This is a genomic window from Massilia sp. IC2-477 (assembly GCF_020707265.1).
Lineage (GTDB): Bacteria > Pseudomonadota > Gammaproteobacteria > Burkholderiales > Burkholderiaceae_D > Telluria.
The window spans coordinates 1-13,721 of sequence record NZ_JAJFEQ010000012.1; the positions used below are offsets into that span (position 1 = coordinate 1).

A 13,721-nucleotide genomic window follows, 5' to 3' on the forward strand; every position below is an offset into this window, starting at 1 on the left:
CGATCCCACGATACCCAATAGAGCTGTCGGCTAGATAGTCTTGGACAACCGCGAGCTTGAATTGCTCGCTGTACTTGGTCATGAAAAAACCCCAAAAGTTGTGTCCAACTTTTGGGGGTCAGTTCACTTCGGGTGTCCCTTTTTTCATGGCGCTGCGTTCAGGCGCAGCCGCATCGCGTATTCCATGCGCCCGGGCGCCCCCGCCATCGGATAGGCCTCGCCCAGCACCGTGAAGCCCGCGCGCTCGTACAGCGACACCGCCGCGCGGTTGGCGCAGTTCACGCCCAGCCCGACGGTGTGTGCGCCGCGCTCCCTGGCCCAGGCCAACGCTGCGTCGAGCAGCGCGGCGGCCACGCCGCGGCCGCGGCACTGCGGCGCGACCCACATCTGGTAAAGGTTCACGGTGTCCGGATCGTCGGCATCGACCTTGGCCCACACCAGCCCGACGGCGTCGCCGTCCAGTTCCGCGACCAGCGGGCAATCGATACCGGACACCGCTGCCTTGTCGAGCCGCGCAGACCAGCTGTCGAGCGGACGCGCCGCTTCCTCTGCGAGCGAGCTGCCGAAGGCCTCCGGGGAGTCCTCCAGCGCACGCAGGCGGATGCTGCGGTAGGCCGGCCCGTCGTCCGGCCGCAGGCGGCGGATCAAGGCTCCCGCCATCACTGGCCCGGATTCAGCGTGCGGCCCTTGGCGGCATAGCCGGAAGCCTTGGGCGCATCGGTCCAGGTCGGGCGCGCCGTGTCGTTGGCGATGTCGTACACGCCCTGCGCCAGCATGCGCGTCACGCGCGCCATGTTGTCGTAGTCGAGCTTGTCCCAGGTATCGTCCTTGCCGTGGTAGTCCGAGAAGCCGTAGGCCACCGACAGCGTATGCGCCGGCACACCGACGTCGGCCAGCGACTGGTTATCGGCGCGCGAGAAGAAGGCGTCGCTGAAGGATGCGTGCTTCCACAGGCGGATGCCGGTCTGGTCGGCCGACTTCTTGAGCATGCTGCCGAGGGTCGAGAAATCGTAGCCGGTCATGGCGATGGAATTCTCTTGCTTGCCTTCGCTGTCGTCGGTGCGGCCGGTCTGCTCGAGGTTGATGTTGACCACCGTGTCCTTCAGCGGGAACACCGGGTGGCGCGCATAGTACTTCGAGCCGAGCATGCCGAGTTCTTCGCCGAAGAAGGTCATGAACACGATGCTGCGGCGCGGACGCTCCTTGCGCGAGGCCAGCTGGTTGGCCGCCTCGATCACCGAGACCACGCCGCTGGCGTCGTCGTTGGCGCCGTTATAGATCTCGCCGTCGCGGATGCCGACGTGGTCGTGGTGGGCCGTCATCAGGACGTAGGTGTTCTTCAGTTGCGGGTCCGAGCCGCGCAGCACGCCGACCACGTTGCGCAGCTTGACCGGACGGACGCTTGCTGCCGCCACCGCAACGCGGACCTGCGCCCCACTCTTTTCCAGCGCCGCTGCGGCGTCAGCCGCGTGCAGCACCAGCACCGGCGGCGCGCCCTTCACGACCGGCTGCTCCGGATTGATCAGCCAGCCGCCGGTGCCGGCGCCGTGGCGCTTCTCGCGGTCGATCATGATGACCAATGCCGGCTTGCTCTTGAGTTTTTCCTGCAGCTGGCGCGCGGCGCCCGGTACCGGGGCGGCCGGCACCACCAGCACCTTGCCGTTCGCGGCCTCGCTGTTTTCCAGCGCTTCCTTCCAGGGCATGAACACGGCCGGCGTACTCGCCAGCGACACCGCATCGAGGAAGTTGCCGGTCGCGCCGCCCGCCGGCACGGCGATCGTGCTGCCGCCGGCATTGATATTCAGGCTCACGTCCCCGGCCTTGCGCTCGGCGTACTGCCAGTTCGCAGTCTGGAAGTAGCCGTCGTCGCCGGCCGGCTCCAGGCCCGCCTTGCGGAACTGCGTCGCGATGTAGTCGGTCGCCAGGTCCTGCCCGCGCGAGGGCGTGCCGCGGCCTTCCAGCTCGTCGGAAGCAAGGTATTTCACGTGGGTGCGCAGCGCATCGGGGGTGATGGTCGCGGTGGGAACCTGGGCGCAGCCGGCGGCGGCCAGTGCGAGGACGAGAGCGGAAAGGTAAAGACGCATGCGATTGCTTTCGGGTCAAATGGCAAGAAAGGCAATATCGCATGGCGCCCCACGGCTGGTCAATCCGCGGCGGCCACAAATGAATGCATATGTCTCGCCTTCGGTCACGGCGCGGCCCGCAGCCGCTCTTCCAGTTCGTGTTCTTCCGGCGGATTGGCGAATACCTGCTGCAGCGTCCAGCCTTTCTTGTCGAGCAGGTAGGCTACCTTCAGGTGGAATTCGCGATACAGGCCGCTCCTGCCGAAATCGAGCTCGCGGGCGCCCGCGGCGAACAGGCTGCGGTTCTCGTCGAAATCGAAGTCGCCGCCCTTGCCCACGTAGTCGGCATAACCTTCCAGCAGCCATTGCGGATAGCGCAGCATGACAGTGCGGCCAAAGGCGCGCGACACGTCCGCGTGGGTGATTTCATGCGCGATGTAGTACGACAGCGAACGCTGCGCGGCATCGGCGATCGGTCGGGGCCCTGGCGGCAGAATGCGGTTCGCCGGGATATCGGAAGCGCGGATGAACACCTGCCGTGTCAGCCAGACGTCGGTGGCGCCGCCCATGCGCGAATGGAAGGCGCGGCCGTACAGCCACAGCCGCCAGGGCTCGTTGCAGAAGAAGATCTCGACCGGGACCTCGCGGTCGTGCAGGGACGAGGTACGCAGGCGCCGCGTCACGTCGTCGAGCACTTCCGTGATCTCGCCCGGGATCGGCTGGTCCGACCAGACCTGATAGTTCTGGTAGACGCTGCGGTAGGCAAACACCGGCTTGGGGAACACGCATACCAGCAGGTACAGGCTTGCCACCGCCAGCAGGCCGGCCAGGCAGGTCTTCAGGAAGCGCGCCAGGCGGCGAACCGGGCGGGCGGTTTGGATGGTCCGTGCTATCAAGATCGTTCTCGCGTCAGGGCGGCGACCGGCGGGATGCCGGATGCGCGACAGGCGCAAGTTACTGAACGAGTCTTATCGAAAGCTTAACGGAGGGCGCGTCGCGCCCCGCCGGGTGAAGAATATGCGGATTGCGTAGAACTCAGTCCTCTTCCCACGCCTCGTGCGCCGCGGTCGGCGGCCGCCGGTAGACCTTGCCCTGGGTGGTGAAGCCGATCAGGCGCGCCACCACCGCCGCCAGGTACATCACGCCGACCAGCATCTCGATGCTGCACAGGGCGCGCGCATGCACCGTGAGCGGAATCACGTCGCCGATGCCGGTGCTCGAGAGCAGCGCGAAGCTCAGGTAATTCAGCTCGCTCCACGAGCGCGGTGCGGATGCGTTGACGGCAGCCGCAAAGGTGCCGGGCTGCAGCTCCTGCACCATCAGATAGAGGTGGGTGAAACCCCAGGCCAGCAGGGTGAAGGTGGCGCCGGCCGCGAACAGTTCGTCGGTGGTGGCACGACGGTCGGCCATCATATAGGCGATCAGGCTGCCGGCGGCGTAGAAGTAGAACAGTGCTTCCAGCGCCGAGGACCAGGGCAGCAGCGTGCTGCGCAGGTCGAGGAAGGACTGCAGCGCCAGCAGGATCACGATCGGCACCGCCAAGGCCACGCTGATCCAGGTCTCGCCCGGGGTGCGGCGCACCATGCGGATGGTCAGCGACAGCACCAGCACGCCGAACACATTGAACGCCGCGTGCCCGGCCGGCGCATGTTCGATGAAGGGATACAGCAGCATGCCGAGCAGCTGCACCAGCAGCAGGATGGCGGAGGGATGGCGGCGCGTATGGATCAGCAGGCGCAAAGGTCGCATGGTCAAAAAAGCAAAGTGGATCACCCCCTCATTGTAGGACCCCTTTGGCCGAACAGCGCACAGAATGCGCGCACCGCCGCGTCCGGATCCTCGGCCGCGTAGACGGAGGTGATGGCCGCCACCATGGACGCGCCGCGCGCTACCAGTGGAGCGGCATTCTGCGGCGTCATCCCGCCGATCACGACCATCGGCAGCGACACCCGGTCGCGCCACACGTCGACCAGTTCCGCCGGGGTGACGAAACTGTATTTTTTCACCGGCGACGGATAGAAGCCGCCGAAGGCGACATAGCTGGCGCCGGCCTGCTGGGCGCTTTCCGCCAGCTTCAGCTCGCCGTAGCAGGAGGCGCCGACGATCTTGTCCGGACCGAGCAGCGCGCGCGCATGGGCGACCGGTGCGTCGGTGCCGCCCAGGTGCACGCCGTCGGCATCGATGTCGCGGCACAGGTCGATGTGGTCGTTGATGACCAGCGGCCGGCCGTAGCGGCGGCACAGCGCGAGCAAGGCCCCCGCCTGTTCGGCGCGCAGGGCCGGGCTAGCGCTCTTGTGCCGGTACTGCACCAGCGACGCGCCGGCGGCCAGCGCACTGCCGGTCACCGCCAGCAAGGTGTCGGTGTCGTCCCAGTCCGGTGTGACGAGATAGAGTCCGCGCAGGGAGTGCGTGTCCATGATGCTCCTTTCAGTGTGTATGGAGGATGCGGCGCGGGATGCGCTGTCCCGGCGCGATCCAGAAGGCATGCGCCAGCGTCTGGTGGCAGTAGTCCTGCGCGTGCTCGAGTGATTCGCCCATGGCGTCGCCCAGCGCCAGGCGCGCCGCGATCGCGGCGGCCAGCGTGCAGCCGCTGCCGTGGTAGCTGTGCGGCAGGCGCGGCATGCGCCAGCTGCGCTGTTCGACGTTGGCGCGCAGCCAGCGGTTGACCACGATGTCACCCTCGCCGTGTCCGCCGGTCAGCAGCACATGCTCGCAGGGCACGGCCCCCAGCGCCTGCGCTTCCGGCAGGTTCGGCACCAGCACGGTGGCCAGCGGCAGCAGCTCGGCCAGCGCCGCCAGCGCGCTGCCCCTGCCGAGCGCATCGCCGTGGCCGCTGGCCAGCACCGGGTCGAGCACCACCGGCAGCTGCGGGTCGGCGGCGCGCAGCTGCCGCAGCAGGCGGGCAATGGCCAGCGCGTTCTCGCGGCAGCCGGGAATGCCGATCTTGACCGCATCGATGCTGCAGGCATCGATCAGGGCGTCCGCCTGGCGCAGGATCAGGCCAGCATCGACCGGCTGCACCTCGTGCACCCGGTTGTTGTCCTGCACCGTGAGCGCGGTCGCGACCGGCAGCGCATGGCCGCCGAGCGCGCCAATGGCGGCAATGTCCGCCGCCAGCCCGGCCCCGCCGCCGGGATCGAGCCCGGCGAACACCAGCACGGTCGGCACCATCAGGTGGCCATGCCCTGCAGCGGCGACGAGGGCGCGGCAGCGAAACGTTTCGGCATGCGCCCCGCCCGGTAGGCTTCGCGCCCGGCGATGACGGCGTGGCGCATGGCGCGCGCCATGCGCACCGGGTCACCCGCCGCGGCGATTGCGGTGTTCATCAACACGCCGTCGCAGCCCAGCTCCATCGCGATCGCCGCGTCCGACGCGGTGCCGACGCCGGCGTCGACCAGCACCGGCACCGTGGCCTGCTCGATGATGAGCGACAGGTTCCACGGGTTCAGGATGCCCATGCCCGAGCCGATCAGGGAAGCGAGTGGCATCACGGCCACGCAACCGATCTCCTGCAGGATGCGGGCCTGCACCGGGTCGTCGCTGCAGTAGACCATCACGTCGAAGCCGTCACGCACCAGGGTCTCCGCGGCTTTCAGGGTTTCCGGCATCTGCGGGAACAGGGTCTTCTCGTCGCCCAGCACTTCGAGCTTGACCAGCTTGCGCCCGCCCAGCAGCTCGCGCGCCATCTGCAGGGTGTAGACCGCGTCCCTGGCCGTGTAGCAGCCGGCCGTGTTGGGCAGGATGGTGAATTCGTCCGGCGGCAAGACGTCGAGCAGGCTGGGGGCGTTCGGATCCTGGCCGATGTTCACGCGGCGGATCGCCACCGTGACGATCTCGGCGCCCGCTGCCAGCGTGGCATCGCGCGTCTGCGCCAGGTCGCGGTACTTGCCGCTGCCGACCAGCAGGCGCGAGCCGTACTGGCGGCCGGCGATGGTGAGGAAATCATTGTCTGCAATTGCGTTCATTTCTTCTCCTGTAGCGTGGGCGGGTCTCCCGCCCACGCGGTTGACCGGCCCATACCAAAACGTCGTGTCAATTCATACGGGATGTGACCGCGTGGGCGGAATCCGCCCACCCTACGAATTCAACCGCCGCCGATGGCGCGGACGATGTCTATCTTGTCTCTGGCCTGCACCTGGCACTGCGCCCAGCGCTGGCGCGGCACCACTTCGCGGTTGACCGCAACCGCCACCGCCTGCCCGGCCAGCCCGAGCTGGCCGGCCAGTTCCTGCAGCGACACCCCGGGCGGCACGCGGTAGGGTTCGCCATTCAGTTCGATGTCCAGCATCACACCTCCCGGTACAGCCTGGCGCCGCCGCGCACGAATTCGATCGCCTTTTCTTCCATGCCCCTGGCCAGTGCCGCGTCTTCCCCAACGCCGCTGGCGGCGGCGTACTCGCGCACCTCCTGGGTGATCTTCATCGAGCAGAAATGAGGCCCGCACATCGAGCAGAAATGGGCCACCTTGGCGGAATCCTTGGGCAGGGTCTCGTCGTGGAAGGCGCGTGCCTTGTCGGGGTCGAGGCCGAGGTTGAACTGGTCTTCCCAGCGGAACTCGAAGCGTGCCTTGGACAGGGCGTTGTCGCGCATCTGCGCGCCCGGGTGGCCCTTGGCCAGGTCGGCGGCGTGGGCCGCGATCTTGTAGGTGATGATGCCGTCCTTGACGTCCTGCTTGTCGGGCAGGCCCAGGTGCTCCTTGGGCGTGACGTAGCACAGCATGGCGGTGCCGTACCAGCCGATGGTGGCGGCGCCGATGCCGGAAGTGATGTGGTCGTAGCCGGGCGCGATGTCGGTAGTCAGCGGTCCGAGGGTGTAGAACGGCGCCTCGCTGCACTGCTCCAGCTGCAGGTCCATGTTTTCCTTGATCAGGTGCAGCGGCACGTGGCCCGGGCCCTCGATCATGGTCTGGACGTCGTGCTTCCACGCGATTTGCGTGAGCTCGCCCAGGGTCTTCAGTTCGGCCAGCTGGGCTTCGTCGTTGGCATCGAAGATCGAGCCGGGGCGCAGGCCGTCGCCCAGGCTGAAGGACACGTCGTAGGCCTTCATGATCTCGCAGATCTCTTCGAAATGCGTGTACAGGAAGGATTCCTGGTGGTGGGCCAGGCACCACTTGGCCATGATCGAGCCGCCGCGCGAGACGATGCCGGTCAGGCGCTTGGCCGTCATCGGCACGTAGGCCAGGCGCACGCCGGCGTGGATGGTGAAGTAGTCGACACCCTGCTCCGCCTGCTCGATCAGGGTGTCGCGGTAGATCTCCCAGGTCAGTTCCTCGGCCTTGCCACCGACCTTTTCCAGCGCCTGGTAGATCGGCACCGTCCCGATCGGCACCGGCGAGTTACGGATGATCCATTCGCGCGTCTCGTGGATATGCTTGCCGGTCGAAAGGTCCATGACGTTGTCGGCGCCCCAGCGGATCGCCCAGGTCATCTTTTCCACTTCCTCGCCGATGGAAGAGGTCACGGCCGAGTTGCCGATGTTGGCGTTGATCTTCACCAGGAAGTTGCGGCCGATGATCATCGGCTCGATTTCCGGGTGGTTGATGTTGGCCGGGATGATGGCGCGGCCTCGCGCCACTTCCTGGCGCACGAATTCCGGTGTGATTTCAGGCGGGATGCTGGCGCCGAAGGACTGGCCGGGATGCTGGCGCGCCATCAGGCTGGCCACGCGCGCGCCCATCGGGCCGGAATCGACCAGCGAAGCGAGATATTCCTTGCGCCGCAGGTTTTCGCGCAGGGCGATGAATTCCATCTCGGGGGTAACGATGCCCTGGCGCGCGTAGTGCATCTGGGTGACGTTGCGGCCCGCTTTCGCGCGGCGCGGGGTGCGCTGCAGCTCGAAGCGCAGCGCGGCCAGCGCCGGGTCGGCCAGGCGCGCCTTGCCGTAGTTGGAGGTGGGACCTGGCAGCTCCTCGGTGTCGCCGCGTTCGAGGATCCACGGCAGGCGCGGCGTGCCCAGGCCGCGACGCACATCAATGGAAGTTAGCGGGTCGGTGTACGGCCCCGAGGTGTCGTAGACGAACAGCGGCGGGTTGGCTTCGCCGCCGAAGCTGTCGGGCGTGGGCGATTGCGAGATCTCGCGCATCGGCACGCGGATGTCGGGCCGGCTGCCTTCGATGTAGACCTTGCGCGAGTTGGGGAAGGGTTCGATCGCCGCCTGGTCGACCGTGGCGGTCGCGGCTTCAAACTTGTGCGGTGCGTTCATGTGGCTCCTTTGCGGAGCCAGCAAAGGAGTGTGCCAGTACGGCCGCGCAGGCGCGTGCGCACCTTAGGCCTGCTTCTGACTGCTTCCCTTCGCTGGCATTATCCAGATCAGGTTCGGAGGGTATTTCTCACCCGTGTCGCGCATTTGCATATCTGCGACAACAGGACCCCTAGCGTGTGCCGCGCCCGGCTTCCCGGACGCAGCGGGCCGGATTATAGCGCCATCTACTCTATAATGGTTCTTTTCGCACAATTTTTAGCTCAGCACACCATGGAACTAGCCAAGTCTTTCGAGCCCGCAGACATTGAACAATACTGGCGCACCGAGTGGGAAAAGCGCGGTTACTTCACCGCCACCATGGAGGACGGCAAGCCGTCGTTCAGCATCCAGCTGCCGCCGCCGAACGTGACCGGCACCCTGCACATGGGCCATGCCTTCAACCAGACCGTCATGGACGGCCTGACCCGCTACTACCGCATGCGCGGCTATAACACCGCGTGGATCCCGGGCACCGACCACGCCGGCATTGCGACCCAGATCGTGGTGGAGCGCCAGCTCGACGCGCAGAAAATCTCGCGCCACGACCTTGGCCGCGAAGCCTTCGTGGAAAAGGTCTGGGAGTGGAAGGAAAAGTCGGGCAACACCATCACCGGCCAGATGCGCCGCATGGGCACCTCGCCGGACTGGCAGCGCGAATACTTCACCATGGACGAGACCCGCTCGAAAACCGTGGCGGAAGTCTTCGTGCGCCTGTACGAACAGGGCCTGATCTACCGCGGCAAGCGCCTGGTCAACTGGGACCCGGTGCTGGGCACGGCGGTGTCGGACCTGGAAGTCGACTCGCAGGAAGAAGACGGCTCGATGTGGTACATCAAGTACCCGCTTGCAGACGGCTCGGGCCACCTGACGGTCGCCACCACCCGTCCTGAAACCATGCTGGGCGACGTCGCCGTGGCGGTCGACCCGACCGACGAGCGCTATACGAGCCTAGTCGGCAAGCTGTTGACCCTGCCGCTGACCGGCCGCCAGATCCCGGTCATAGCGGACAGCTACGTCGACAAGGAATTCGGCACCGGCTGCGTGAAGATCACCCCGGCCCACGATTTCAATGACTACGCGGTCGGCCAGCGCGCCGGCCTTGCGCCGCTCAACATCTTCACGCTGGACGCGAAGATCAACGAAAACGGCCCGGCCCAGTACCAGGGTCTGGACCGCTTCGCCGCGCGCAAGCAGATCGTCGCCGACCTCGACGCGCAAGGCCTGCTCGAGCAGGTCAAGCCGCACAAGCTGATGGTCCCGCGTGGCGACCGCACCAATGTCGTCATCGAGCCGATGCTGACCGACCAGTGGTTCGTCGCCATGAGCAAGCCGGCGCCGGAAGGCACCTTCAACCCGGGCAAGTCGATCACCGAAGTCGCGCTGGAGAAGGTCGCGAGCGGCCAGATCAAGTTCGTGCCGGAGAATTGGACCACCACCTACAACCAGTGGCTGGGCAACATCCAGGACTGGTGCATCTCGCGCCAGCTGTGGTGGGGCCACCGCATCCCGGCATGGTATGGCGAGAACGGCGAGATCGTCGTCGCCCGCAGCGAAGAAGAAGCCAGGACCAAGGCGGCAGCACAAGGCATCGCCGGCGAATTGCGCCGTGACGACGACGTGCTCGATACCTGGTTCTCCTCGGCCCTGGTGCCCTTCTCGACCATGGGCTGGCCGGAAGAAACCCCGGACATGAAGCACTTCCTGCCTTCGTCCGTGCTGGTGACCGGTTTCGACATCATCTTCTTCTGGGTCGCCCGCATGGTGATGATGACGAGCCACTTCACCGGCAAGGTGCCGTTCGAGACCGTGTACGTGCACGGCCTGGTGCGCGACAGCCAGGGCCAGAAGATGTCGAAGTCGAAGGGCAATACGCTCGACCCGATCGACCTGATCGACGGCATCGACGTCGAGTCGCTGGTTGCCAAGCGCACCACCGGCCTGATGGACCCGCGCGCCGCCGAGAAGATCGCGAAAGCGACGCGCAAGGAATTCCCGGAAGGGATCCCGGCTTTCGGCACCGACGCCGTGCGCTTCACCATGGCGAGCTATGCGTCGCTGGGCCGCAACATCAACTTCGACCTGGGCCGCTGCGAGGGCTACCGCAACTTCTGCAACAAGCTGTGGAACGCCACCCGCTTCGTGATGATGAACACGGAAGGCAAGGACTGCAGCCAGCCGAACCCGGAAGACCTGTCGCAGGCCGACCGCTGGATCATCTCGCTGATGAACCGCGTCGAGCTGGACGTGGCCAAGGGCTTCGCCGACTACCGCTTCGACAACATCGCCAGCAGCATCTACAACTTCGTCTGGTACGAATACTGCGACTGGTACCTGGAACTGGCCAAGGTCTCGGTCCAGCAGGGCACGGAAGCGCAGCAGCGCGCTACCCGCCACACCCTGCTGCGCGTGCTGGAAGTGGTGCTGCGCCTGGCGCATCCGATCATCCCGTTCGTGACCGAAGCCCTGTGGCAGGCGATCGCGCCGATGGCCGGCAAAACCGGCGACAGCATCATGCTGCAGCCTTACCCACTGGCCGACACCTACTTCGTCAGCGAAGAGGCGGAAGCCTGGATGGAGCAGCTCAAGGCACTGATCGACGCCACCCGCAACCTGCGTGGCGAGATGTCGCTGTCGCCGTCGGTGCGCGTGCCGCTGTTCGTCGAGCCGGGCAACAATGACGACCGCGCCCGCATGTCGGTGTTCGCGCCCTACATCCAGTCGCTGGGCAAGCTTGCCGAAGTACAGATCGTCGACGCCCTGCCGGAATCGCCGGCCGCCGTGTCGATCGTCGGCACTACCAAGCTGATGCTGAAGGTCGAGATCGACGTCGCCGCAGAACGCGAGCGCCTGTCGAAAGAGATCGCGCGCCTGCAGGGCGAGATCGCCAAGGCGAGCGGCAAGCTGTCCAACGAAAGCTTCGTCGCGCGCGCTCCGGCCGCGGTGGTGGAGCAGGAAAAGGAACGCGTGGCGAACTTCTCGGCGACGCTGGCCAAGATGCAGGAACAGCTGGCGAAGCTGCCGGCAGCCTGAGGCGTCGTCCTTGCCTCCCCGGTTCGTCCAGCGGGCATGCCTGCCGCACGAACCATGCGTCATGTAATCAAGCAGTTCCCGTTCAATGACAAGTTCCGATACGGGCGCCGGTCCACGCGCCGCGCCTGGCCGTCCCGGCCCGCTGGCGCGACGCCTGCTGCCGAACGAGCCCCGCGTAGCCGCTCCAGTCCGCGAGGCCACGCTGACCGCCCAGTACCTCTTGCCCGCCATTGCCGAACTGGGCGCCTGCATGCTGGCCGTTCGCCTGCAGGTAGACGCCGAACTCGGGCGAGCGAGCCCTGTCAAGCAGGGCAAGGCATACCCACTAGGGCATTGCCTGGAAATCAGCCTGGCTGTGCAGGATCGCCTGCGCTCGCTTGACGAGTCGCAGTTGCCCGAGCAGGCCGCCGCCGGATTGCGCGCGCTGCGAGCCTTCCAGGCTGCCGGCGGCACCGTGCGCCGGACCTGGGGGGCGCTGCGCGAACAATACTTCCAGAACGCCTTCCAGGTCGGCAGCCTGTACGTCGACGTCTCCAACGACACCGTGACGATCACCAAGCCGAAGGTCGAAATCCTGCCTTTCGACGAGGCGCAATTCGTACCGATCCGGGATTTCGTCCACTTCCGCCAGATCGGGTCCGGCTATTGGGAAGGGCATTGGTATGCGAACCACCTCTTGCCCGAGCTTGCCCCGCATTGCCCGCTCATCCACGTGAAGCCCAACGGACACATCAAGATCCATGACGCTGCCCAGTACATGCTGGCGCTGACGCGCGCCGGTGGCTTCGCGCCAAGCGCTGCGGTGCTGCGCGAGGCGCCGATGCCGGACGCCGTTTTCGAGCAGGCCGCGACGGCGCTGCGCAGTGCCGGATATGCCTTGCCCCGTGACGCAGCGCAGGGGCGCGAGCAGGCCCTGCAGCAGTGCAGCCGCCAGCGCGCCAGGCGCTGGCACCAGTCTCCTGATGTTCTGAAGCGCGTCGTCCAGGACGTCCAGCAGGCGAACCTGCGGCTGGTGCAGCACACCGCCAACACCCACCCATCACCCACCCAGGATCAAGCCGTGAAAACTATTACGATCGACAACACCGATTATGATGTCGCCAGCCTCTCCCAGGAGGCGAAGGTGCAGTTACAAAGCATCCAGTTCGTGGACCAGGAACTCGCCCGCCTGCAGGCGCAGCTTGCTGTGCTGCAGACCGCGCGCGCGTCCTACGTCCAGGCCTTGAAGAGTCTCCTGCCGCCGGCCTGAATCCGGCGCGCCACGCCTTATTTTCCGGTCGATGCTTGCTGGCTGCGCAGCGCCTCCACTGCCCCCACCACCGCCTTGTGCGCTGCCCCGCACTCCAGCCTGGCCATCTGCTGCATGCTCATGCCTTTCCCGATCTCTTCCGCCACCAGGTAGCCCAGGTAGCAGCCACGCCGCGCCGGCAGGCCAGTGCCGTCGCCGCCCCGGCCCTGGAACAGGCCCGCATAGTGCGTCTGGTCCTCGCTCTCCAGCTTGCCGTGCAGGTCGTCGAAGGCGCGGCCCAGTTGCTTGCGCGTGTCAGCCACCAGGTTGTGGGGAATGTCGAGCAGCAGTTCGCTGTTGTTCGCCGACGGATTCATGCGCTTGGCCACGTAAGTCGCCAGGCCTTCGTTCCACAATCCCACCCACACCGGCTCCTTCGCGCAGTTCATGTTGTGGTAGTCGTGGAACAGCTCATGGTGGAAGAAGGCCGCTTCGTCGCCATCCCCGTGGTACTTGACCATGGCGTCGGCCCCGAAGATGAAATAGGTTTTCCCGTCGAATGTACGGGTGCCGCCATCCATCTCGCCGAGCGAGTGCAGGAACCAGATGTCGGTCTTGGCCGCGTAGTCCGGGAAAGTGGCGCGGAAGCTCGCGATATGGCCCGGCAGGTCCTGGGTGAAGCGCGCCACCTTCCTGTCATAGGCGGCTCGCATGGACGGGAATTCGGTACGGGCTTTGGCGATTTCCCCGTCGTGCTGGGCCTCGGTCCGCCTGCCCCCGAAGCGCTGCACATCGTAGAAGGCCGGGAAGCGCGATGCAATGGTGGTCTTGAAGTCCTGCACGAACGCGCTGTCCGGCTTGCCCGCGTTGCGGTCCCACACCTGCGCGAAGGGAGTGGCCAGCTCATGCACTTGCATGCTCAGGCCTTTCACCTCGGCTGCGCCGGTGGAGGCGGACAGGAGGGCGCCCAGCACCAGGGGCAAGCGGAAAAAGCTCTTCACTGCGGTTCCTCGGTCAAAAATGGCGGATTGTATCGCTTTGGAAACAATTAACATGTCATCAAAGTGTCGGCGGATTGTCAACTTGGCCCTGCCGCGACGATTGGAAGGAATCCTCGGATTCCACTATCCACTTGTCTGGACGGGTTTGCTACACTCTGC

Annotated in this window: 12 protein-coding genes and 1 riboswitch; of the genes, 2 read left to right on the forward strand and 10 right to left on the reverse strand. The window is 66.1% G+C overall.

All coding sequences use genetic code 11. The annotated features are described in order from the left end of the window. Window positions 1-144: 144 nt before the first annotated feature. The 9 genes from LK542_RS20805 to thiC form a co-directional block, all read right to left on the reverse strand. Window positions 145-660: a GNAT family N-acetyltransferase gene (locus LK542_RS20805; RefSeq protein ID WP_227813426.1), complete on the reverse strand. Its 516-nt coding sequence runs from the start codon at window positions 658-660 to the stop codon at window positions 145-147. Next, window positions 660-2,084: a M28 family peptidase gene (locus LK542_RS20810; protein ID WP_227799918.1), complete on the reverse strand. Its 1,425-nt coding sequence runs from the start codon at window positions 2,082-2,084 to the stop codon at window positions 660-662. The genes LK542_RS20805 and LK542_RS20810 overlap by 1 nt, the downstream gene beginning before the upstream one ends. A gap of 104 nt (window positions 2,085-2,188) precedes the next feature. Further along, window positions 2,189-2,959, reverse strand: a complete 771-nt coding sequence (locus tag LK542_RS20815; RefSeq protein WP_227813427.1) for a hypothetical protein — start codon at window positions 2,957-2,959, stop codon at window positions 2,189-2,191. Window positions 2,960-3,098: 139 nt separating this feature from the next. Next, window positions 3,099-3,812, reverse strand: a complete 714-nt coding sequence (locus LK542_RS20820; protein WP_227813428.1) for an ion channel — start codon at window positions 3,810-3,812, stop codon at window positions 3,099-3,101. 20 nt (window positions 3,813-3,832) lie between these two features. Next, window positions 3,833-4,465, reverse strand: coding sequence for a thiamine phosphate synthase (thiE, locus tag LK542_RS20825; protein WP_227800554.1), 633 nt, complete (start codon window positions 4,463-4,465; stop codon window positions 3,833-3,835). A gap of 25 nt (window positions 4,466-4,490) precedes the next feature. Next, window positions 4,491-5,234: a hydroxymethylpyrimidine/phosphomethylpyrimidine kinase gene (locus LK542_RS20830; RefSeq protein WP_227813429.1), complete on the reverse strand. Its 744-nt coding sequence runs from the start codon at window positions 5,232-5,234 to the stop codon at window positions 4,491-4,493. Beyond that, on the reverse strand, window positions 5,234-6,028 hold the full coding sequence (locus tag LK542_RS20835; protein WP_227799914.1) for a thiazole synthase: 795 nt from the start codon (window positions 6,026-6,028) through the stop codon (window positions 5,234-5,236). Before LK542_RS20835 ends, LK542_RS20830 begins: the two co-directional genes overlap by 1 nt. Window positions 6,029-6,147: 119 nt before the next feature. Beyond that, window positions 6,148-6,351 (reverse strand): sulfur carrier protein ThiS, encoded by a 204-nt coding sequence (gene thiS / locus LK542_RS20840; protein WP_227813430.1) that lies wholly within the window; start codon window positions 6,349-6,351, stop codon window positions 6,148-6,150. After that, a complete protein-coding gene (thiC, locus tag LK542_RS20845; protein ID WP_227813431.1) occupies window positions 6,351-8,264 on the reverse strand; it encodes a phosphomethylpyrimidine synthase ThiC in 1,914 nt (637 codons plus the stop codon). The genes thiS and thiC overlap by 1 nt, the downstream gene beginning before the upstream one ends. Window positions 8,265-8,331: 67 nt before the next feature. After that, window positions 8,332-8,445: riboswitch (TPP riboswitch) on the reverse strand. 89 nt (window positions 8,446-8,534) lie between these two features. Here thiC and LK542_RS20850 point away from each other — a divergent pair. Together LK542_RS20850 and LK542_RS20855 are read left to right on the forward strand one after the other, a co-directional pair. After that, on the forward strand, window positions 8,535-11,333 hold the full coding sequence (locus LK542_RS20850) for a valine--tRNA ligase (protein ID WP_227813432.1): 2,799 nt from the start codon (window positions 8,535-8,537) through the stop codon (window positions 11,331-11,333). An 85-nt stretch (window positions 11,334-11,418) separates the two neighbouring features. Next, the gene (locus LK542_RS20855; RefSeq protein ID WP_227813433.1) at window positions 11,419-12,582 is read left to right on the forward strand and encodes a DUF6447 family protein; all 1,164 of its coding nucleotides are present in this window, start codon (window positions 11,419-11,421) and stop codon (window positions 12,580-12,582) included. A 17-nt stretch (window positions 12,583-12,599) separates the two neighbouring features. On the opposite strand, the gene LK542_RS20860 is transcribed toward LK542_RS20855, so the two are convergent. Then, entirely contained in the window at window positions 12,600-13,562 is a 963-nt protein-coding gene (locus LK542_RS20860; RefSeq protein WP_227813434.1) for a hypothetical protein, read from the reverse strand. Window positions 13,563-13,721 lie beyond the last annotated feature (159 nt).

Excerpts from the sequence above, each read along its gene's own strand:
- LK542_RS20805 (WP_227813426.1), bottom strand. The coding sequence starts at position 660 with ATGGCGGGAGCCTTGATCCGCCGCCTGCGGCCGGACGACGGGCCGGCC.
- LK542_RS20820 (WP_227813428.1), bottom strand. The coding sequence starts at position 3,812 with ATGCGACCTTTGCGCCTGCTGATCCATACGCGCCGCCATCCCTCCGCC.
- LK542_RS20835 (WP_227799914.1), bottom strand. The coding sequence starts at position 6,028 with ATGAACGCAATTGCAGACAATGATTTCCTCACCATCGCCGGCCGCCAG.
- thiS (WP_227813430.1), bottom strand. The coding sequence starts at position 6,351 with ATGCTGGACATCGAACTGAATGGCGAACCCTACCGCGTGCCGCCCGGG.
- LK542_RS20810 (WP_227799918.1), bottom strand. The coding sequence starts at position 2,084 with ATGCGTCTTTACCTTTCCGCTCTCGTCCTCGCACTGGCCGCCGCCGGC.
- LK542_RS20850 (WP_227813432.1), top strand. The coding sequence starts at position 8,535 with ATGGAACTAGCCAAGTCTTTCGAGCCCGCAGACATTGAACAATACTGG.
- thiC (WP_227813431.1), bottom strand. The coding sequence starts at position 8,264 with ATGAACGCACCGCACAAGTTTGAAGCCGCGACCGCCACGGTCGACCAG.
- LK542_RS20830 (WP_227813429.1), bottom strand. The coding sequence starts at position 5,234 with ATGGTGCCGACCGTGCTGGTGTTCGCCGGGCTCGATCCCGGCGGCGGG.
- LK542_RS20855 (WP_227813433.1), top strand. The coding sequence starts at position 11,419 with ATGACAAGTTCCGATACGGGCGCCGGTCCACGCGCCGCGCCTGGCCGT.